Source organism: Arthrobacter sp. MOO21 (assembly GCF_057369995.2).
Genome location: NZ_CM170671.2, coordinates 1,017,571 through 1,037,247, shown reverse-complemented (window position 1 = coordinate 1,037,247; position 19,677 = coordinate 1,017,571). Strand labels below are relative to the sequence as shown.

16 protein-coding genes are annotated in these 19,677 nt (G+C 67.2%); 4 read left to right on the top strand and 12 right to left on the bottom strand.

Translation table 11 applies throughout. From position 1 onward, the window contains the following. The first annotated feature begins 99 nt into the window (after nucleotides 1-99). Nucleotides 100-1,296, top strand: a complete 1,197-nt coding sequence (locus tag AC2JAJ_RS04655; protein WP_221385459.1) for an MFS transporter — start codon at nucleotides 100-102, stop codon at nucleotides 1,294-1,296. Between the two features lie 216 nt (nucleotides 1,297-1,512). On the opposite strand, the gene aceB is transcribed toward AC2JAJ_RS04655, so the two are convergent. Then, nucleotides 1,513-3,165, bottom strand: a complete 1,653-nt coding sequence (gene aceB, locus AC2JAJ_RS04650) for a malate synthase A (protein ID WP_486414108.1) — start codon at nucleotides 3,163-3,165, stop codon at nucleotides 1,513-1,515. 102 nt (nucleotides 3,166-3,267) lie between these two features. After that, on the bottom strand, nucleotides 3,268-4,584 hold the full coding sequence (gene aceA, locus AC2JAJ_RS04645) for an isocitrate lyase (protein WP_486414109.1): 1,317 nt from the start codon (nucleotides 4,582-4,584) through the stop codon (nucleotides 3,268-3,270). 149 nt (nucleotides 4,585-4,733) lie between these two features. Here aceA and AC2JAJ_RS04640 point away from each other — a divergent pair, with 149 nt between their 5' ends. Next, nucleotides 4,734-6,248, top strand: coding sequence for a helix-turn-helix domain-containing protein (locus AC2JAJ_RS04640; protein ID WP_473695121.1), 1,515 nt, complete (start codon nucleotides 4,734-4,736; stop codon nucleotides 6,246-6,248). 1 nt (nucleotide 6,249) lies between these two features. On the opposite strand, the gene AC2JAJ_RS04635 is transcribed toward AC2JAJ_RS04640, so the two are convergent. The 4 genes from AC2JAJ_RS04635 to AC2JAJ_RS04620 all read right to left on the bottom strand — a co-directional run bounded on the left by AC2JAJ_RS04635 (nucleotide 6,250) and on the right by AC2JAJ_RS04620 (nucleotide 10,059). Then, nucleotides 6,250-6,582, bottom strand: a complete 333-nt coding sequence (locus AC2JAJ_RS04635; protein WP_486414110.1) for a hypothetical protein — start codon at nucleotides 6,580-6,582, stop codon at nucleotides 6,250-6,252. Nucleotides 6,583-6,945: 363 nt separating this feature from the next. Next, on the bottom strand, nucleotides 6,946-7,953 hold the full coding sequence (locus AC2JAJ_RS04630; protein WP_486414111.1) for a TAXI family TRAP transporter solute-binding subunit: 1,008 nt from the start codon (nucleotides 7,951-7,953) through the stop codon (nucleotides 6,946-6,948). Then, a complete protein-coding gene (locus AC2JAJ_RS04625; RefSeq protein WP_486414112.1) occupies nucleotides 7,946-9,394 on the bottom strand; it encodes a sensor histidine kinase in 1,449 nt (482 codons plus the stop codon). Before AC2JAJ_RS04625 ends, AC2JAJ_RS04630 begins: the two co-directional genes overlap by 8 nt. Beyond that, nucleotides 9,391-10,059 (bottom strand): response regulator transcription factor, encoded by a 669-nt coding sequence (locus tag AC2JAJ_RS04620; protein ID WP_486414113.1) that lies wholly within the window; start codon nucleotides 10,057-10,059, stop codon nucleotides 9,391-9,393. Before AC2JAJ_RS04620 ends, AC2JAJ_RS04625 begins: the two co-directional genes overlap by 4 nt. 234 nt (nucleotides 10,060-10,293) lie before the next feature. On the opposite strand from AC2JAJ_RS04620, the gene AC2JAJ_RS04615 reads away from it, so the two are divergent. Together AC2JAJ_RS04615 and AC2JAJ_RS04610 are read left to right on the top strand one after the other, a co-directional pair. Then, a complete protein-coding gene (locus AC2JAJ_RS04615; RefSeq protein WP_486414114.1) occupies nucleotides 10,294-11,688 on the top strand; it encodes an MFS transporter in 1,395 nt (464 codons plus the stop codon). Nucleotides 11,689-11,867: 179 nt separating this feature from the next. After that, the gene (locus AC2JAJ_RS04610; RefSeq protein WP_501053387.1) at nucleotides 11,868-13,616 is read left to right on the top strand and encodes a pyruvate dehydrogenase; all 1,749 of its coding nucleotides are present in this window, start codon (nucleotides 11,868-11,870) and stop codon (nucleotides 13,614-13,616) included. Between the two features lie 20 nt (nucleotides 13,617-13,636). Here the strand turns inward: AC2JAJ_RS04610 and AC2JAJ_RS04605 are convergent, their stop codons facing one another. From AC2JAJ_RS04605 to AC2JAJ_RS04580, 6 genes are all read right to left on the bottom strand, one after another. Continuing rightward, nucleotides 13,637-14,494 (bottom strand): hydroxymethylpyrimidine/phosphomethylpyrimidine kinase, encoded by an 858-nt coding sequence (locus AC2JAJ_RS04605; protein WP_486414115.1) that lies wholly within the window; start codon nucleotides 14,492-14,494, stop codon nucleotides 13,637-13,639. A 131-nt stretch (nucleotides 14,495-14,625) separates the two neighbouring features. Continuing rightward, nucleotides 14,626-15,564, bottom strand: a complete 939-nt coding sequence (locus AC2JAJ_RS04600; RefSeq protein WP_486414116.1) for a type IV toxin-antitoxin system AbiEi family antitoxin domain-containing protein — start codon at nucleotides 15,562-15,564, stop codon at nucleotides 14,626-14,628. A 157-nt stretch (nucleotides 15,565-15,721) separates the two neighbouring features. Then, nucleotides 15,722-16,471, bottom strand: a complete 750-nt coding sequence (locus AC2JAJ_RS04595; RefSeq protein WP_486414117.1) for a dienelactone hydrolase family protein — start codon at nucleotides 16,469-16,471, stop codon at nucleotides 15,722-15,724. A gap of 35 nt (nucleotides 16,472-16,506) precedes the next feature. Continuing rightward, the gene (tgt, locus tag AC2JAJ_RS04590) at nucleotides 16,507-17,793 is read right to left on the bottom strand and encodes a tRNA guanosine(34) transglycosylase Tgt (RefSeq protein ID WP_486414118.1); all 1,287 of its coding nucleotides are present in this window, start codon (nucleotides 17,791-17,793) and stop codon (nucleotides 16,507-16,509) included. Nucleotides 17,794-17,841: 48 nt separating this feature from the next. Continuing rightward, nucleotides 17,842-18,570, bottom strand: coding sequence for an SRPBCC family protein (locus AC2JAJ_RS04585; RefSeq protein ID WP_221385473.1), 729 nt, complete (start codon nucleotides 18,568-18,570; stop codon nucleotides 17,842-17,844). A 72-nt stretch (nucleotides 18,571-18,642) separates the two neighbouring features. Next, on the bottom strand, nucleotides 18,643-19,671 hold the full coding sequence (locus AC2JAJ_RS04580; protein ID WP_486414119.1) for a DUF6707 family protein: 1,029 nt from the start codon (nucleotides 19,669-19,671) through the stop codon (nucleotides 18,643-18,645). Nucleotides 19,672-19,677 lie beyond the last annotated feature (6 nt).

The window sequence follows — 19,677 nt, the reverse complement described above, 5'->3', positions numbered from 1 at the left end:
TATGGCAGGGCCGGCGGCGGGGGTGCCTGAAACTCCCGCAAGCCGCGGCATGATAGCAATGGGAGTGATGAAACTGCGCCCATTCCCGATTTTGCCCCTGTGAGCGGCCGGCTCCTCTCCCGCGTCCCAAACAGCTGGATCCTGCTGGCCTGCATCGGGCTGCTCGCGCTGAACCTGCGTGGCCCGTTTGTTGCCGTCGCCCCGGTAGTGGACCTCATGCAGGCGGAACTCCATTTTTCGCCGGTCCTGCTGGGCCTGCTGACCAGCATCCCGGTGCTCTGCTTCTCGCTGGCTGCGCCCCTGGCGTCCCTGGCGGCCAGGAAGTTCGGTGCCGAGGTGGCCGTGACACTGACCATCCTGGGGGTGCTGGCGGGTGTGCTCTTGCGATCCGGCGGGGGACCGGTGCTGGTGGTGGCCGGAACCGTACTGATCGGGGTGGCCATCACGGTGGGCAACATCGCGGTGCCGCTGATCATCCGGCGCGATTTCGCCCCGCGGCGACAGGGGACCGCAATGGGCATCTACACCGCGGCACTGAACATCGGATCCTTCCTGACGTCGGTGGCCATGGCCCCGCTTGCCGCCGCCGCGGGGTGGCGGCTTGCCCTGGGGTCCGTGGCCGTCCTGGCCGTTGCCGCGGTTGCGGTGTGGGTCCTGGCGGTGGGGCCGCGCAGTGCATTCGTGGCGGCCGGCGAGGACGGCCGCAGCAGCACGCAACTGCCCCCGGTGAACGGCGCCGGCTGGATAACGGCCGGACTGACGGCGGGCTTCGGTGGACAGGCGTTTTCCTATTACGGCGTCACGGCATGGCTGCCCAGCTACCTGCATGACGAACTGGCCATGTCCGCTTCGGAGGCGGGCGCGGCATCCTCGATTTTCCAGATCCTCGCCATCCTGGGCGGCCTCGGCGTGCCCTTCGCCGCCAAATACATGAGCACGACGGCGGTGGCGGTCACCCTGGGCACGTTGTGGCTGGCCGTTCCGGTGGGGCTTCTCTTCCTGCCGCAGCTGTGGTGGCTGTGGTCCATTTCCGGCGGGATTGCCCAGGGCGGCGGCATCACCCTGATTTTCATCGCCATCATCAAGCTGGCCCGCGACCAGGCCTCCGCCGGCAGGATGTCAGCCACGGTCCAGGGCCTGGGTTACTGCCTCGCCGCCGTGGCGCCCCCGCTGGTGGGCTTCGTGCACGACTCTTCGGGATCGTGGACCCCGGCCCTGCTGGTCATCCTGGTCTCGGTGCTGACCTTCTTTGCCAGCACCACCCTGTCCGTGCGGAAGGTGCCGAAGGGGCGCTAAGGCAAGACACCGCCGTCGTCCCGCGTCCAGGCCCCTGCTCACTTAGCGCAACAAACACGACGACGCCCGCTCACCTTTCTGAGGAAAGTGAGCGGGCGTCCCGGGTTGTCCCGCATCAGCTGGGGGACGTGGGGTTGCTCCGCTGCCGGGCCGGCGCCCCGGATTTCGGGGGGCCTGTTGCGAAGGGCGTGCCGGCCCGGCAAGCGGAAGATTGGGTTATGCCGCGGCGAGCTCCTCGACGGTGGCCCTTTCGCGGGCCTCGGTCAGGTAGCGGGCGTAGGCGGGCAGGGTGAGGAAGGACGGGAACTCGGTGGCCAAGGTGACTTCCTCGAAGATGTCGCGGGCGTCTTCGAAGCGGTCGCCGTCGAAGCGTTCCAGCCGGGCGAATTCCTCGTCGAGGAGCTCCTCCACCCACTCGTGGGTGACGATCTCGCCATGGTCCGTGATGGCCCGGGCGTAGATCCACTGCCAGAGCTGCGACCGGGAGATTTCGGCGGTGGCGGCGTCCTCCATGAGGTTGTGGATGGCCACTGCACCGTTGCCGCGCAGCCAGGACTCGATGTAGCGGATGCCCACCTCGATGTTGTTCCTGATGCCCTGTTCGGTGATGGTGCCCTGGGTGGCGGCCACGTTGATCAGGGCGCGGTCGTCCGGCGTGACGTCCTCCCGCAGCCGGTCCAGCTGGTTGCTGCGCTCGCCGAGGACGCCGTCGAACACCTCGCGGCAGATGGGCACCAGGTCCGGGTGGGCCACCCAGGAGCCGTCGAAGCCGTCGTTGGCCTCGCGGGTCTTGTCCGCGCGGACCTTCTCGAGGGCGTTGGCGTTTGCTTCCGGGTCCTTGCGGTTTGGCACGGCTGCGGCCATGCCGCCGATGGCCATGGCGCCGCGCTTGTGGCAGGCCCGGACCAGCTGTTCGGTGTAGGCGCGCATGAAGGGGGCGGTCATGGTCACCTGGGCCCGGTCCGGGAGGACGAAGCGGGGGCCGCGGGTGCGGAAGTTCTTGATGAGGGAGAAGATGTAGTCCCAGCGGCCGGCGTTCAGGCCGGAGGCATGGTCGCGGAGTTCGTAGAGGATTTCCTCCATTTCGAAGGCCGCGGTGATGGTCTCGATCAGCACGGTGGCGCGGATGGTGCCCTGGGGGATGCCGAGCAGGTCCTGGGCGAGGATGAAGATGTCGTTCCAGAGCCGGGCTTCGTGGTGGTTCTCGATCTTGGGCAGGTAGAAGTACGGTCCCTTGCCCTGGGCGAGCAGGCGGCGGGCGTTGTGGAAGAAGAACAGTCCGAAGTCCACGATGCCGCCGGCGATCGGCTGGCCGTCGATGAGCATGTGCTTCTCGGGCAGGTGCCAGCCGCGCGGGCGGACCACGATGGTGGGCAGGTCCCCGGCGGGGCGGAGCTTGTATTCCTTGCCTTCGTCCGTGGTGAAGTCGATCCGCCGCTCCAGGGCGTCGGTGAGGTTCAGCTGGCCCTTGATGACGTTCCGCCAGGTGGGGGTGAAGGAATCCTCCATGTCCGCGAGCCACACCTTGGCGCCCGAGTTCAGCGCGTTGATGGTCATCTTCTTGTCCACCGGGCCGGTGATCTCCACGCGGCGGTCCTCCAGGCCGGGGGCCGGGGGAGCGACGCGCCATGACGGATCGTTGCGGATGTGCTCGGTCTCCCGGAGGAAGCGGGGGTCGGCGCCGGCGGCAATGTCAGCCCGCCGGGTCCGCCGTGCCTGCAGCAGCTCCTGCCGCCGGTCGGCAGTAGCCCGGTGCAGCTTGCCGATGAACGTGAGGGCATCCGGGGTCAGCACCTCGTCCTGCCGGCAAATGGGCTGCGCAGTGAGGGTTATGCCATTGATCGTGAAGCTATCGGTGAAGCTGTTCATGGGAGTTCTCCTGGTAAACCCTCGTTGCTCTATCACTTTTGGTTCCCAAGGGGGTCCATTAAGGGCCAAAAGTGATAGAGCAACGAGCGGGGAAGGCTGGGATTAGTGGAACTGGCCCTCTTCGGTCGATCCGACCAAAGCGAGGGTGGAGGCGTTCGGGTTGAGCGCCGTGGAGATGCTGTCGAAGTAGCCGGTGCCGACTTCGCGCTGGTGCTTGGTTGCGGTGTAGCCGCGGGACTCGGAGGCGAATTCCCTCTCCTGGAGCTCGACGTAGGCGCTCATGCCTTCACGGGCGTAACCGTGGGCGAGGTCGAACATCGAGTAGTTCAGGGCGTGGAAGCCGGCCAGGGTGATGAACTGGAACGTGAAGCCCATGGCACCGAGTTCACGCTGGAACTTGGCGATGGTGTCGTCGTCCAGGTGCTTGCGCCAGTTGAACGACGGCGAGCAGTTGTAGGAGAGCATCTGGTCCGGGAACTCGGCCTTGACCGATTCGGCGAACTTGCGGGCCAGCTCCAGGTCCGGGGTGCCCGTTTCCATCCAGATCAGGTCCGAGTAGGGGGCGTAGGCCTTGGCGCGGGCGATGCAGGGTTCGATGCCGTTGCGGACCTTGTAGAAGCCCTCCGCGGTACGCTCACCGGTGATGAATTCCTGGTCCCGCTCGTCGACGTCGGAGGTGATCAGGGTGGCTGCCTCGGCGTCGGTGCGGGCGATGACGACGGTGGGGGTGCCGGCGACGTCGGCCGCGAGCCGGGCCGCGTTCAGGGTGCGGACGTGCTGCTGGGTGGGGATCAGCACCTTGCCGCCCAGATGGCCGCACTTCTTTTCAGATGCCAGCTGGTCCTCCCAGTGAACGCCTGAAGCGCCGGCCTGGATCATGGATTTCATGAGCTCGTAGGCGTTGAGCGGGCCGCCGAAGCCGGCCTCGGCGTCGGCAACGATCGGGACCATCCAGTCCTCAACGGTCTGGATGCCTTCGGAGAACTCGATCTGATCTGCCCGCAGCAGGGCGTTGTTGATGCGGCGGACCACGGTGGGGACCGAGTTGGCCGGGTAGAGAGACTGGTCCGGGTAGGTGTGGCCGGAGTTGTTGGCGTCTGCGGCGACCTGCCAGCCGGAGAGGTAGATGGCGCGCAGGCCGGCCTTGACCTGCTGGACGGCCTGGTTGCCGGTGAGGGCGCCCAGGGCGTTGGTGTAGCCGCCGGTCTTGTGCTCCTCGGTGAGCTGCTTCCACAGCTTCTCCGAACCCCGCCGGGCCAGGGTGTGCTCTTCGGAGACGCGGCCCCGGAGGCGGACGACGTCGGAGGCTGAGTAGTCCCGGGTCACACCTTCCCAGCGGGGGTTGGCGGCCCACTCGAGCTCCAGGGCGGCAGCCTGCTCTTCGGCCGTCTGTGAGGTGGGCTCAAATGCTGCAGTCATCGTTGATCTCCTTGATTGAGCTCCGGATGGAGTAGGTGGGAACCGCGCCGTTGAGGCTCCCACCGGCTTATCCGGTGCGGTGTTTCTTTCCGTGACAACTACTTTTCAGCACTTTCAACCCCCTTTCCAGAGAAAAGGTATGGAAAGAAATGCGTTTCTTCACGTATTCTTCAGAAATGTCGCCTTCAAGCTGGAACAGGGACGTTTCCCAGCAATCGTCCACCGCCGCCGCCCCCGAACTGGACGTCTTTGCGCTGGGCCGCCGCGTCCGCCACCTGCGCAAGCAGGCAGGGCTCACCCTCGATGACCTGAGTGCCGCCGTCGGAACCGCCCCGAGCCAGCTCAGCCTGATCGAGAACGGCAAGCGCGAGCCCAAACTGACGCTGCTGCAGCACCTGGCGGGTGCGCTGAACGTCAGCATCGACCAGTTGCTCGGGGCCGAGCCGCCCAGCCGCCGCGCCGCACTGGAGATTGAGCTGGAACGGTACCAGCGCGGACCGCTGTACGAATCCCTCAACCTGCCCAAAATCCGCATCAGCTCAAGGCTTCCGCTGGATGTCCTGGAGGCCCAGGTGGGGTTGCTGCACGAGCTGGAACGGAAGATGAACGAGCAGGTGGCCACCCCCGAGGAAGCGCGCCGCGCCAATGGTGAACTGCGGGCCATGATGCGGGAGCGCGGGAACTATTTCCCGGAGTACGAGGCAGAGGCACAGAAGGTCCTCAAGGAAGTGGGCTACACCACCGGTCCGCTGAGCCAGCACGTCATCGCGGACATTGCCGCGCACCTCGGTTTCACCCTGCACCACGTGGGGGATTTGCCGCATTCCACCCGCTCGGTGACTGACTTGAAGAACCGCAAAATTTACCTGACCCAGAGCCAGCGGCAGGACCACGACCCCCGCTCGGTGCTGCTGCAGGCCTTGGGGCACTACGTGCTGGGCCACGAGACACCGAAGAACTACGGCGACTTCCTGGCCCAGCGGGTGGCCACCAACTATTTCGCCGCGGCCCTGCTCCTGCCCGAGCAGGCCACCGTGGAATTTCTGCAGAAAGCCAAGGCAGCCAAGGAAATCGCGGTGGAGGACATCCGGGACGCCTTCGCCGTGTCCTATGAGACCGCAGCGCACCGATTCACGAATCTGGCCACCAAGCACCTGGGCATCACCACCCATTTCCAGAAGACCCACCAGAGCGGCATCATCTACAAGGCCTACGAGAACGACGGCGTGAACTTCCCCCAGGACCACACCGGCGCCATCGAGGGCCAGCCCTCGTGCAAGGCCTGGACGTCCCGCGCCGTGTTCGACGTTCCGGACAAGTTCAGCGCCTACAGCCAATACACCGATACGCCTTCGGGCACGTATTGGTGCACCGCACGGACTGAGCGCTCCGCAAGCGGTGAGTTCTCGCTCAGCATTGGCGTGCCCTACCAGCATGTGAAGTGGTTCCGGGGACGGGAAACCACAGCCCGGGCCACCTCCAACTGCCCGGACCCCACCTGCTGCAAACGTCCGCCCGCCGAGTTGGCCACCCAGTGGGCCGGCAACGCCTGGCCCTCGGCGCGGGCACACTCACACCTGCTGGCCGCGATGCCACCCGGCGCCTTCCCCGGTGTGGACGAGACCGAGGTGTACAGCTTCCTGCAGGCCCACTCGGGGAATTGAGTTATCGTCTACCTTCCAATGCGTACCCATGGGCAGCACTCAAACTACTGGGCGTCATGGCTAGTCCATCGAGTATTGCGTCACGCAGGATATCGAGCGCGGCCCAATAGGATTCTTCGCTGCCGGACCATTTACCGAAAGCTCCGAGGAAGCGCACAAATTCGTGCAGGGCGATGCAGAACGAAGTGCAAACATCTGGATTGCGCTCGAGCAGTGCGGGGACCAGTTCCGCCAGCAACTCTGTATCCAAAGTCGTTGCTTTCGGGCACCCACTATATTCTGCATGGAGCTTGTAAAAGACGATCAGGCGCTCTAGGACAGTGGCCACGTTCATGTTGACGCCTCGGGCGCCATACCAGCGGGCGAAGGACGGTAGTAGGGACTCCAAGTCGCGAATAGTGCGGTCCGGAGTGAGCGATTCATTCGGGATGGCATCTGGCATGGCGCCCCCGAAGCCGCTCCGGGCATGATCCCTCTGTCCCGCCCGCCGGCGCTGGTTCCTGCCCACAGTGATCCTCACTTCCTTCCTGCTCTACTGGTCGTCCAAACAGTAGGGAGGAAACTGCCGGCCCTGCGACAGCCGGAAGCGCGTATGTGGATAAGAAGCCGAAACCTAACCCCAACGTCTGCTCACTTGTGGGGGCAGGAGCTGATGGGGCGTCAGTGGTTTTGGGGCGGGAAGTGATGGGGCGCCTGGCTAGCCGTGCAGTTCCCGGTACGCAGCGGCCGCGGCCGGGTGCAGGGGGACTCCGGCGGTGTTGATGAGGGTTTCCGCGCTGAGGAACTGCACGCCCAGGGTGGACTGGGGAATCAGTTCGCCGGCGTTGTGCACCAGCAGCTGGACAGTGCGTTCCACGGTGTCGCCATCCAGGTCCCGGCGGCAGAGCAGGAGGTTGGGGGCGCCCACGGTCCACACCGCGGGCACTCCGGGGTAGCTGCCCTCCGGGATCAGGACGCGGTCGTACACGCCGCCGTACCGGCGACGCAGTTCCGGCAGCAGCGCGGACAGGTCCAGCAGTGCCAGTGCCACGTCCTTGGTTGCGGCGGCGATCGCAGCCGTGGGAACGCCGCCGGACCAGAACAGGGCATCCACCGTTCCTGCCTTGAGCGCGGCGATGCCGTCGTTCAGGCCAAGGTTTTCGACGGCGGTTGTCCCCGGGGCTGGCGTCGCAGCATCCGCGGAGGTTGCCAGCCCGGCCGCCGTCAGGAGCCGCGGTGTGGTGATGGACGTCCCGGAGCCTGGCTGGCCCACGGCGACCCTGCGCCCGGCGAGGCCGGAGATGTCCCGGATGCCGCTGTCCCTGCGGACCACGCAGTGGACATAGTTTTCGTAGACCTTCCCCACCGCTGCAATCTCGGCTCCACCGGCCAGTCCGGGCTGCTGGGTTGCCGCGTCAGCCAGGGCCACGGCAAACGCCGCCCTTCCTGCCCGCAGCTCGGCGAGATTGTCCAGGCTGCCGCCCGTGGGTATAGCCGTGGCGTGCCGGGCTACGCCGTGCCGTTCCAGCGCGGCCGCCAGCAGCGTGGAAAATTCCAGGTAGAATCCGCCCGGCTCACCGCCTGCCACGGTCAAAGTGTCCGGCCGGTCGCTGGCGGTGCAGGAGCTGAGGCCCGGCGGCAGCAACGATGCGAGTCCGACGGCGAGGGCTGACTTGAGCACCGAGCGGCGGGAAGGCCGTGCTGGGGGCACGTGAACGTCAGGCATAGTTCTCACCGCTGTCAGGTTCTGACGGGATCTGTGCCGTGTAGAAGGGAAACTCAATCCTTGCCGACAGCCCGTGCGGTGCTGCTTCGGCCAGGACAAGCCGGCCGCCATTGGCTGCCGCAAGCTCGCCAACAATCGTCATGCCCAGGCCCGTCCCAGGGACTGAGGCATGCCGGGGGGACCGCCAAAACCTGGTGGCAGCCGAGGTGCGCTCCGCCTCGGAAAGCCCTGGACCGTCGTCGGAAATCTCAACGGTCACCCTCCCATTCGTTGCCCGGACCTGGGCGGTGACGGTGGCTCCGGGCGCGTACTTGAAGGCGTTGCCCAGCAGTTCGCCCACCATCTGGGCCAGTTCCGCCGGCTTGCACGCCGCCAGCACCGCCGGCCGGGGAGCAGGAGCCAGGACCAGCCGGCATCCGGCCTGCCCGGCCAGCGGCGCCGCCCGTTCGACTTCGCCCTGGAGAATGGGGTACGGGTCCACCGCTTCCGATGCGGGCGGCTCGGCCTGGCTGCCAACGGCCCGGAGGGAACCTTCGGACGCCCGGTGCTCCGCCGCCGCAAGCTTCAGCACGCCGTCCAGTATCTCCTCCACCCGTTCCAGCTCGGCGATGGCCCGTTCGGCGGCATCGTGTTCGGGGGCGCCCTTCAGCTCGAGCTGGAGCAGATCCAGCCGCAGCCGCAGCGCACCCACAGGGTTGCGCAGCTGGTGTGAGGTGTCCGCAATCAGCTGCCGCTGCGACTCCATGCTGGCGCTTACGGTCCGGGCCATGGCGGTGAAGGACCTGCTCAGCTCCCGCAATTCCGGCGGGCCGGCCTCCGGCAGGCGCCCGGCGCGCCCGGTCCTGCCCAGCTCGTTGACCGCCGAGTTCAGGCGCAGGACCGGCCGCAGGACCCAACTGGTGACCCGGGCCGCGCCGAACAGGAGGATGGCGGCAAGGGCGAGTGAAGCCACTCCCACACCGAGCCACCGTTCCCGGAGCTTCTGCCGTGCGGTCGCAGCGTCGACGTCCAGGACCACGGCCCCCAGAACCTGGCTGGCATTGCCGAAGGGCCGGAAGATGACCTGGGAACCGGTGCCGAAGGGCTCCAGCGGTTCCAGGGCCGTGTTGCTCACGTTCAGCCGGGCCACGGAGAGGGCTTCCTGCACGTCGGCGCGGTCGGCCCCCAGCCCACCAGACGCCAAGGTCTCCTGCTGCAGCCGCACCACAATGCCTTCCCCGTACAGCCCGGAGTAAGTGTCCATTTCCCGCTGCAGCCGGGCGGTGTCGCCGTCCCCGGATGCGTCAAAGGCCACCTGTGCCAGCCGGTTCAGCGACGCCGCCCGGTTGATCTGCAGCTCCTGCGTCAGTTCCCGGGACGCGGAGGACAGGATGGTTCCCGAAATCAGGAAGACCACCACGAGGCAGAGCACGCTGAGGACGCCGAGGACCCGCAGCCTCATGGGGCAGTCGCCTCCACCCGGTAGCCGACCCCGCGGACGTTGATGATGAAGCCGGGCTTCTGCAGTTTGGCCCGCAGCCCGGTGAGGTGCACATCCAGGGAGCGTGACGATGCCAGGAAGGCGTCGCCCCACAGGGCGTCCAGGATCTGTTCGCGCGTGACTACCGAACCGGCATGGCGCGCCAGCAGGGCCAGCAACTCGAACTCGGTGGCGGTGAGGGGAAGGGGGACGCCGGCCTTGGACGCGACGCGCCGGTCCAGGTCAATGTCCAGGTCGTCCAGGACAACGCTGTGCTGCGTCGCCCCGCTGCTGCGTCCGGCCCGGCGGGTCACCGCTTCTATCCGGGCCAGCAGTTCCACGAGCTTGACGGGTTTGACAAGGTAGTCGTCCGCACCCGACCGCAGGCCGAGCACCACGCTGCGTTCGTCGTCGCGCGCGGTCAGGACCAGGATGGGAACATCGGTGACCTGGCGGAGCTTGCGCAGCACCTCAAGCCCGTCCATGTCAGGAAGCCCGAGGTCCAGCAGGATCACCTGGAAATCCCGGTGGGTAAGGAGCGCGTCGGCGCCGCGGGACACCCTGGAAGCCGCATGCCCGGCCGTCGCGACGCCGGCGGCCAGCGCGCTGGCCATGGCGTCGTCGTCCTCGACGATCAGCACTTCCATTGCCCTGTTCCTTGCTGTCTGTGCGCTGTTCCCGTTCATCCCCCGCCTTTGGAGACTACCGCGCCCCGGGCGCTTACGCCCGACGGCGGTCGGCAAGTTGGGAAGGGGGACCCGCCCAAACCTAAGGAAGTGTTAGGAAATGCCCTTCCGCGTTGGCTGTGCCGTGCATCACCCATAACTTGGATAAGGCTCCCGGCGCTGGAGACCACAATCACTACGAGGAGGAACTCACCGATGAGCACCCAACAAGCCATCCCTGCCACGGAGGCAGCCCAGACCCGGCGGGCGGTGGGCAATATCCTGAAGGGATCCGCCGGCAACCTCGTGGAGTGGTACGACCTCTACGTCTACACCGTCTTCGCCGCCTATTTCCAGGCCCACTTCTTCAACTCCAAGGATGAGCTCCAGGCGGGCCTTGAAGCGATGGCCGTCTTCTCGACGTCGTTCCTCATGCGGCCCATCGGTGCCTGGTTCTTCGGCCGGTACGCGGACCGCCACGGCCGGAAGGCTGCGCTGACGCTTAGTGTCACCCTGATGTCGGCGGGATCTTTCGCCATCGCCGTGCTGCCCACCCAGGACGTCATCGGGCTGTGGGCCATGATCCTGCTGGTCATCATCCGCGTGATCCAGGGCTTCTCCGTGGGCGGCGAATACGGCACCAGCGCCACCTACATGTCGGAGGCAGCCACCTCCAAGCGCCGCGGCTTCTTCTCCAGCTTCCAGTACGTCACCCTGGTGGGCGGCCAGATGCTGGCCCTGCTGGTCCTGGTGATCCTGCAGAACGTCATGCCCAAGGGCGACCTGGGCGAGTGGGGCTGGCGCATCCCGTTCGCCATCGGCGGCGTGGCCGCCCTCGTGGTGCTGTGGCTGCGCCGCTCCATGGAAGAGACCGTCTCGGCAGAGCAGATCAACGCGGCCAAGACCCCTGCAGTGCCCGGCCAGGCCCAGCCGGGCACCATGAAGCTGCTGTTCACCGGCTACTGGAAGCCGCTGCTGGTCTGCATCGGCATCACCCTCGGTGGCACCGTGGCCTTCTACACCTACACCAATTTCATCCTGAAGTTCATGAACGATACGTCCGGGATCGCCAAGACGGACACCTCCGTGATCAACTTCTGGGCGCTGTTCATCTTCATGCTGCTCCAGCCCGTCTACGGCATCATCTCGGACAAGGTGGGCCGCAAGCCCCTGCTGCTGTGGTTCGGCATTACCGGCGTGCTGTTCACCTGGCCGCTGCTCTCCACCCTGGCCGGCACCAAGGATCCGTTCACCGCGTTCCTGCTCATGATGGGCGGCCTGGTGATCGTGGGCGGCTACACCTCCATCAACGCCCTGGTGAAGGCCGAACTCTTCCCGGCCTCCATCCGCGCCCTGGGCGTGGGCCTGGGCTACGCGATCGCCAACTCGCTCTTCGGCGGTACCGTGCCGCTGATCGGCGCTGCCTTCCAGAAGGCGGAGCGGGAGGACCTGTTCTTCACCTACGTCACCGTGGCCATCGCCATCTCGCTGCTGGTCTACATCTTCGCGCTGAAGAACAAGAAGACCACGCACCTCGACGACGAACAGGGCCACGCCTGGGAACAGGCGCCCCTGGACGGCGGCAAGGATAAGGATCCCCTGGGCGTCTAGTCGGGCAGGCACCAAGGAGTGCCGTTGCCAAGGAGGCGTACGACGGCGGCTGCCAGGCCGCCGTCGTACGCCTCCTTGTGTTTGGACCGCTGAGCGCCTCGCCTCAACTGGCTGTCCGGGATGCGCGGACTATATTGGGCCATGTCAGAACACCACCACAAACGCGGGAGTCTGCACCCATGGCCAAGGAACTTGCCACCCAGCTCATCGAACAACTCCAGGCTGCCGGCGTGCAGCGGATCTACGGGATCGTGGGGGACAGCCTCAACCCGATCGTGGACGCTGTCCGGCAAACGGGAGGCTCGGCCAAGGGCGGCATCGACTGGATCCATGTCCGCCATGAGGAAGCCGCCGCGTTCGCCGCGGCCGCCGAAGCCCAGCTCACCGGCAAGCTGGCTGTTTGCGCGGGCTCCTGCGGCCCCGGCAACCTGCACCTGATCAACGGCCTCTACGACGCCAACCGTTCCGGTGCGCCCGTGCTGGCCATCGCCTCGCACATCCCGAGCAAGCAGATCGGCAGCAGCTTCTTCCAGGAAACCCACCCGGACCGGCTCTTCAACGAATGCTCGGTGTATTCGGAACTGGTCAGCACCGCGGAGCAGGCACCACGCGTGATGCACAGCGCCATCCAGCACGCGCTGGGACTCGGGGGAGTCGCCGTCGTCACCCTTCCCGGTGACATCGCCGGGCTGGAGGCCACTGCGCCCACCCCGCTCCCCGCAACCTTCCGGCCCGCCGCTTTGGTCCCCGACCATGCCAGCGTCCGGGCGCTGGCCGATGCCATCAACGACGCCGGCAAGGTGGCCATTTTTGCCGGGGCCGGCGTGCAGGGTGCGCACCGGGAACTGATGGCGCTCGCCGAGCTGGCCAAAGCGCCGGTGGGCCACTCACTGCGCGGCAAGGACTTCGTCCAGTACGACAACCCCTTCGACATCGGCATGACCGGCCTGCTGGGCTACGGTGCCGCCGCGGAGGGAATCGAGGATGCGGACCTGCTGGTCCTGCTGGGCACCGACTTCCCGTACGACCAGTTCCTGCCGGACACCCGCACCGCGCAGGTGGACCGGGCGGCGCAGCGGCTGGGGCGGCGGACCGACGTGGACATCGCCGTCCATGGCGACGTGCTGCCCACCCTGCGCGCGCTGCTGCCGCTGGTGAAACCCAAGAAGAGCCGCCGCTTCCTGGACCAGATGCTGAAGAAGCACGACCGGCTGATGAACAAGTCCGTAGGCGCCTACACCCGCAAGGTGGAGACGAAGCAGCCCATCCATCCGGAGTACGCGGCCTCGCTGCTGGACCAGGTGGCCGCGGAGGACGCGATCTTCACCGCGGACACGGGCATGTGCAACGTCTGGACTGCGCGCTACATCAATCCGCTGGGCACCCGCCGGCTGATCGGTTCCTTCCTGCACGGCTCCATGGCCAATGCCCTCCCGCATGCCATCGGCGCCCAGCTGGCATACCCGGGCCGGCAGGTTGTTTCGGTCTCAGGCGACGGCGGCCTGTCCATGCTGCTGGGCGAGCTCATCACCGCCGCCGCGTATAAGCTGCCGGTCAACGTGGTGGTGTTCAACAACTCCACCCTGGGCATGGTGAAGCTGGAGATGCTGGTGGATGGCCTGCCCGACTTCGGCGTGGATGTGCCGGACGCCAACTACGCCGCCGTGGCGAAGGCCTTGGGTTTCCACTCCGTGCGGATCACCGATCCCCGCCAGATCGAGGCGGCGTACCGGCAGGCCTTCGCGCACCCGGGCCCGTCACTGGTGGAGCTGATCACCGACCCCAAGGCGCTGTCCATCCCGCCGAAGGTCTCCGGCTCGCAGGTGCTCGGGTTCGCCACGGCCATGTCCAAGGTGGTTCTCAACCGCGGCGCCGGCGAGGCCGTGAGCATGGCCCGCAGCAACCTGCGCAACATCCCCAGGAGCTAGCCTCCTGGACGCTGGGTGGGTTACCGCGCGCCGCCCTGCCACAGGGCATCGAACGGGGCACCGGAGGCCACGCGGTTCCGGATGCCGGCGGTGACGAAGTCCTTGGCGGTCCGGGCAGCTTCAAGCGGGGTGGCGCCCTTGGCGAGCTCCGCCGTCACGGCCGCGGCCAGCGAGCAGCCGGCGCCGGAGACGGCCACCTCGCCCACCTTGGGCGCGGCCAGGACTTCGAGGGTTTCGCCGTCGTAGAACACGTCGACGGCGTCCGGGCCTTCCAGCCGCACCCCGCCCTTGGCGAGGACTGCCGCGCCGCTGAGCTCATGGATGCGGACGGCGGCGGCCTTGAGGGATTCGACGTCGGTGATCTCCAGGCCGGAGAGTGATTCCGCCTCGAAGTGGTTGGGCGTGACGAACGTGGCCAGGGGCAGGATCTGCGCCTTCAGGGCCTGGTCGGTGTCCAGGGCGTGGCCCGGTTCCTGGCCCTTGCAGATCAGCACCGGGTCCAGGACGACGTTGGCGAAGCTGTTCTCCTGCAGGGCGCCGGCCACCGTGCTGATGGTGGCCGGGCTGCCGAGCATGCCGATCTTCACCGTGTCCAAAGCCGAAGGCGCGCCCGACGCCGGACCGTACGCCGCCGTCGTCGCTTCCAGCTGGTCGGCAATCACCTGCTGGTCCACCGGCACGAAGCGGTGGTTCCAGCTGTCCTTGGGGTCGAAGGAGACGATGCACGTGAGGTTTGCGATGCCGAAGACGCCGAGTTCCTGGAAGGTCTTCAGGTCGGCCTGGGCGCCGGCGCCGCCGGTGGCTTCGGAGCCTGCGATGGTGAGGACGACTGCGGGGGCGTCCGCGGGCAGCGTTGCTTCAGGGGAAACGGAAGTCATGCACCCATCCTGCCACCCGGCGTCGTGCGTTGTGGCTTACCCGTCCCGGGACGCCGGAAGGATGCCAGATCGCCGGATTAAACCGGCGACCTGGTGGCTTTCCGGCGATTTGGGCTCCGGCCGGGGCATGGCTACCGGCGGAGCGCTGCAAGGACACGGGCTTTGAACTCGTGTTCGCGGAACAGGTCGGCCCATTTCACGCGCAGAAAGGTCCACCCGTCCTCGATGAGGGCATTTTCGCGCTGCCGTTCCTGGAACAGCGCCTCCGCCGTCGGCCTGTAGTCGAAGTACTTGGTTTTCCCGTCGAATTCGAGGGCCACCTGCTTCTCCTTCCAGGCGAAATCCAGCCGGTACCGGCCGGCACGCGTAGCCACTGCGACCTGGGGTTCGGGCAGCGGAAGTTTCAACCGTGCCAGGAGTTCGCGGGTGAGAGTCTCACCGGCTGACTCCGACCGCGGATCGGCGTGGGTGAGCGCCAGCCGAAGGGTCCGGATCCCGCGGCACCCTTGCAGGCCCTGGGCCATATTGTCCATGAGGACCTTGTCTGCACCGAGCCTGAGCGCGTGGTCCATCAGCACCAGTGCCTGCCGGTAGCCCAGCATCATGGCGCAATCCATCACCGTCCGCTCCAGCGACGTCACCCTCAGTCCGCCGAGAGTCACCACCTCCGGTGCGGTCCACGGCCGGGTATGGCCGCGGACATCCTTGCCGAGCCGCTCGCTGGAAGGGTTCCCCGGCAGCAGAAGGTGGATCAGATCATCGACGTCCCACAGATACAAACCGTGCAGCCGGGCCGCCGAGGTGTGGCTGTACACGTAGCCGCCCGCTGAGGTGGTCAGTGTCCCGTGCGCGTGGGCGCGAATCAGCTGCCTGCTGCGGACCGGGCCCGACTGCTTCTCCCACAGCTCAGCGCGGATGTAGCAGCCGTGGCGGAGGCGGACCAGCTTTCCGTGGAGCACCAAGGCCTTGATGGCCCGGGCGTTGAGGCCCATCTCGTTCAATTGCCCCGTCCGCCACAGGTTGCCGGTCCCCGGAAGGGCGGGGAGCGGGACTGGTCGTTGCGGTGTCATCCCGACAGGATCCTGCCGCCGCGGCAGCTCCGGAAGGCGCCGCCGTCGTCATGTGGAAAACGTGAGCGGCCCCCCAGCTCGCCGGAAACCGTCCGGATCGCCGGAACGCTCCGGCGATCCCGCAGCTTTCCGGCGGGTTCGACGGCGGACCGCCCGGTCAGTCCTTCAGCGTCCCGTCCAGCAGGGCCCGGAGTTCGTGGAAGTGCCGTTCGGTGGCTTCGGGGTGGAAGGCCGAGGTGTCCGCCATGGTGTAGCCGTGCGGCGCCCCGGCGTAGATCTCGTTGGATGCCTCAAGCCCTGCGTCCTTGAGCGCTTCGCCGAGCCGGGCGACGGCATCGGGACCCATGCTGCGGTCGTGGTCGGCATGGCCGAAGACGAACCGGGCCCGTGCGTTGCCCAGCTTGAGGTGCGGGCTGTCCGGGGTGTCGGTGGCGAGTCCGCCGCCATGGAAGCCGCCGCATGCCGCCACCACTTCGGGGTGGGACGTTGCGGTGCGGACAGCAAGCCTGGCGCCCATGCAGTAGCCGGTGGTTCCGATCGGGCCGGGGGCCACGCCGTCGAGGGATGCCAGGGCGGCCACCCAGGCGTCGATGTCCGGCAGCGCCTTGTCCGGTGTCAGGCGGCCGACGCGCGGGAACGCAGCCTTGCCCGCCGCCTCCCGGCCTTCCTCGGTGGACATGCCCCCTGCAGGGGCGAGTTCGGCCACGGTTCCTTCCCGGTAGAAGACGTTCGGGGCCAGCACCACGTAGCCCCAGTCGGAGATGCGCTGGGCCATCTCCTGGATGCGGGGGCGCAGGCCGAACGCGTCCATATAGAGGATGACGCCGGGGAATGGGCCGGTTCCGGTGGACGGGCGGGCCACCAGGGCCTCGGCGGTGCCTTCTGCGGCAGGGATCTCGATGGGCATGGGGCCACCCTACCTGAGCGCCCTGGCGGTACCGCCTAGGAGTAGTACCGGCCCAGGGTCTCGGCCTTGAAATCAAAGAACCTGCCGGACTCGATCGCCAGCCGCGCGTCGTCCACCATCTTCACCACGAACCGCTCGTTGTGGATGGAAATCAGGGTGGCGGAGACCATCTCCTTGGCTTTGAACAGGTGGTGGATGTAGGCGCGCGAGTAGTTGGCGCACGTGTAGCAGTCGCAGCCTTCCTGCAGCGGCCCGAAATCGCGCTTGTACTTCGCGCCCGAGAGGTTGAACCGGCCGTAGGGGGTGTAGAAGGCGGAGTTGCGGGCCACACGGGTGGGGGAGACGCAGTCGAAGGTGTCGGCCCCGTTTTCGATGGCCGTGAAGATGTCGTCCGGCTCGGAGATGCCGAGCAGGTGCCGTGGCTTGTCCTCGGGGAGTTCCTCGTTGCACCAGCGCACGATGGTGCCAAGGTTTTCCTTTTCCAGTGCCCCGCCGATGCCGTAGCCGTCGAACGGCATGGCGCCGAGGTCGCGGCAGGCCTTCCGGCGCAGGTCCTCGTACTGGGCGCCCTGGATGACGCCGAACAGGGCCTGGTACGGCTTTCCCGCCCGCTCGCCGGTCAGCCGGAAATGCTCCGCGATGCACCGCTCCGCCCACAGCCGCGTCCGCTCCAGCGACTCCTCCTGGTACCGGCGGGAGTTCTGCAGCGTGGTGAGCTCGTCGAACGCGAACATGATGTCCGCACCGATTTGGTGCTGGACCTGCATGGAGATTTCGGGGGAGAAGCGGTGGCGGTCACCGTTCAGGTGCGACTTGAACCAGACGCCGTCGTCGTCGATGTGTGCCAGCCGCTCCTTGCCGGGGGCCACGGCGTCGTCCGGGCCGGAGGCATCAACGGATTTCATGTCGATGACCTTCTTGAACCCTGAGCCCAGGCTCATCACCTGGAACCCGCCGGAGTCCGTGAACGTGGGCCCGGGCCAGTTCATGAAGGCGCCCAGGCCCCCGGCCTCGTCCAGGATGTCCGGGCCCGGCTGCAGGTACAGGTGGTAGGCGTTGGCCAGCAGTGCCTGCGCGCCCAGGCCCGCCATGGATTCCGGGAGCACAGCCTTCACCGTGGCCTTGGTCCCGACGGCGATAAACGCCGGGGTGCGGATCTCGCCGTGCGGGGTGGTGATGGTGCCGGTGCGGCCCAGGAATTCCCCGCCGTTTTCGTCAACCAGCGCGGCCGGCGGCGGGCAGGAATCGGCCAGGCGGGTGCCTACCGTGAAGGAGAACTGGGACTGGGTATCGGGCAGGGTGGTGGCAAGATCGGCGGGCACCCTACCAGTGTGCCAGCAAACGCGGCGGCGCCAGCAAGGACGCCGCCCTCAGCTCACCGGATCCGAGTCAGGGTAGTTTTCGGACCGCCAGGAATCCCAGGCGGAACGCACCGCCTCGAGCCTGCCGGCGCCCAGGTCATACGTCGAAGCGATGACCAGGGAGCCATCACCCTCCTCGCGGACATTCTTGATGGCAGGATGGTCGGCCACCACCAGCAGCCCCTCGCCATGCTCCGCATAGTCGTGCACCGTGAGGCCAACCTGGTGGCTGGTCCGGAACCAGACCTTCCCACTGATCTGCTCGCCGGTCCCCAGCTGCACCTGGTACGGCTCGCCCGCTGCCGGGAGGTCGGAGAGCCCCAGCTTGTCGATCGCCGAGCCCTTCCCGTCCCGCAGGTGCAGGAACAAGGTGTGCCGCTTGCCGTGCGGGTGGCGTTCCAGGGCGAAGCGGAGCTGCTGCAGGAACGTCAGCCACCCCTGCGTGATGTCCTCGTCCCAGGCGGCCCATTCGGAGTCGTGGTCAAGGGCTCCGCGGGTAACGCTGACCCGGGTCCCGCCGGGCACGGGATGAAGCTCGAAGGTGTCCCCGCCATGGACGGTGAGGCTGGTGTGGTCCGCGGATTCCTGGACGTCGCCCGAGAAGTAGATCTCCTTGATCTCGGACTCCAGGTCCTCGGCCTGCCAGCCGTGCCACTGGGCCACCCTGGACGGTTCGCGCAGCATGGTCCAGACCTGCGGCGCGTCGGCGTTGATCACTACGCTGAGATTGTTCGTCATAGCCCCGAATGTACGCCCCGGACACAGCGCCGGGTAGGGGGAATTTCCCCGGTCCGCCGGCCGCGGCGACGCTCAGGAGCGGACGGCCTCCAGCTCGTTGCTGATGCGCCGCTGCAGTTCGGGCATTCCGATGGTTTCCGAGCCGCCGTGGGCGCGCAGGAACAGCAGGGACTCCAGCCGCAGCAGACGCCATTCGCGCTCGGCGTCGTGGTTGGAGTTGTCGATGGAGCGGAAGATTTCCTTGTCGTACAGGTTGGGCTCGTTGAGCGAGCGCTGCCGGACCTTGGCCGCCATCCGTGCCTTGAACGGGTCCGTCTCCTGGTTTTCGGGTGTGCGGATGAGCTTCTCGTAGACCTCGGCGCGTTCATCCTGGCCGTCCTCCCGGCAGATGTAGCTGGCCAGGGCAAGGGATGCCTCCACGGAGGTCCACCGGCCGGGGTTTCCGTCATAGGGAAGGACGGTGATCAGGTCCGCGACGGACAGCGCACCTTCGGCGTCCTTGAGCGTGATGAACAGCTCGTGCGCGAGGTCGCTGAGGTCCTTCAGGCAGCTTCCGGATTTGAAGTTGACGCCCTTGGAGAGCCGGTCGGCCAGGAGCAGCACGCCCATTGCGTCGGGGTGGGCTTCGGCCGCAGCCTCCACCACGGATTCGGGGGTGCCGTTCGGCGCCGGGATGAGGGCCAGTTCCTCCTCGCTGGGCCCGGTCACCGCGGGCGGAACGGGAGGCAGGGGAGGTACGACGACGGCGGGCGCCACCGCGATGGGACCGGTCCCGCCGCCGGGCTGCTCCTGCTGCCCGTCGTTGGGTGCGGCTTCCGCGGGAGGGGCGGCCTCCGGAAGGGGGGCCGGCAGCGGAAGCTGGGTGACGTCGTCGTGCGCCCCGTCCACGACAGTGACCAAGGTGCCGATGGCCACCCGCAGCGTTCCGCCGCCGGAAAGGCTCGCCAGGACCAGGGCCGGGGAGCCGAAGTCGTCGTGCTCAAGCTCCACCTGGTCGATTTCGGCGGTACGGCGGCCGTCCGGAAGGAGGATGTGGCTGCCGGTGGTCAGAGATCCAGCCTGCTGTTCACGGTGGTGCCTGGCGGCTGGTGATTCGGTCATGGGAGT

Coding starts and splice junctions, on each gene's coding strand:
- AC2JAJ_RS04620 (WP_486414113.1), bottom strand. CDS start 10,059: ATGGAAGTGCTGATCGTCGAGGACGACGACGCCATGGCCAGCGCGCTG.
- aceA (WP_486414109.1), bottom strand. CDS start 4,584: ATGACTGCAGCATTTGAGCCCACCTCACAGACGGCCGAAGAGCAGGCT.
- aceB (WP_486414108.1), bottom strand. CDS start 3,165: ATGAACAGCTTCACCGATAGCTTCACGATCAATGGCATAACCCTCACT.
- AC2JAJ_RS04610 (WP_501053387.1), top strand. CDS start 11,868: ATGGCCAAGGAACTTGCCACCCAGCTCATCGAACAACTCCAGGCTGCC.
- AC2JAJ_RS04615 (WP_486414114.1), top strand. CDS start 10,294: ATGAGCACCCAACAAGCCATCCCTGCCACGGAGGCAGCCCAGACCCGG.
- AC2JAJ_RS04580 (WP_486414119.1), bottom strand. CDS start 19,671: ATGACCGAATCACCAGCCGCCAGGCACCACCGTGAACAGCAGGCTGGA.
- AC2JAJ_RS04640 (WP_473695121.1), top strand. CDS start 4,734: ATGCGTTTCTTCACGTATTCTTCAGAAATGTCGCCTTCAAGCTGGAAC.
- AC2JAJ_RS04585 (WP_221385473.1), bottom strand. CDS start 18,570: ATGACGAACAATCTCAGCGTAGTGATCAACGCCGACGCGCCGCAGGTC.
- AC2JAJ_RS04630 (WP_486414111.1), bottom strand. CDS start 7,953: ATGCCTGACGTTCACGTGCCCCCAGCACGGCCTTCCCGCCGCTCGGTG.
- AC2JAJ_RS04625 (WP_486414112.1), bottom strand. CDS start 9,394: ATGAGGCTGCGGGTCCTCGGCGTCCTCAGCGTGCTCTGCCTCGTGGTG.
- AC2JAJ_RS04605 (WP_486414115.1), bottom strand. CDS start 14,494: ATGACTTCCGTTTCCCCTGAAGCAACGCTGCCCGCGGACGCCCCCGCA.
- AC2JAJ_RS04600 (WP_486414116.1), bottom strand. CDS start 15,564: ATGACACCGCAACGACCAGTCCCGCTCCCCGCCCTTCCGGGGACCGGC.
- AC2JAJ_RS04595 (WP_486414117.1), bottom strand. CDS start 16,471: ATGCCCATCGAGATCCCTGCCGCAGAAGGCACCGCCGAGGCCCTGGTG.
- AC2JAJ_RS04635 (WP_486414110.1), bottom strand. CDS start 6,582: ATGAACGTGGCCACTGTCCTAGAGCGCCTGATCGTCTTTTACAAGCTC.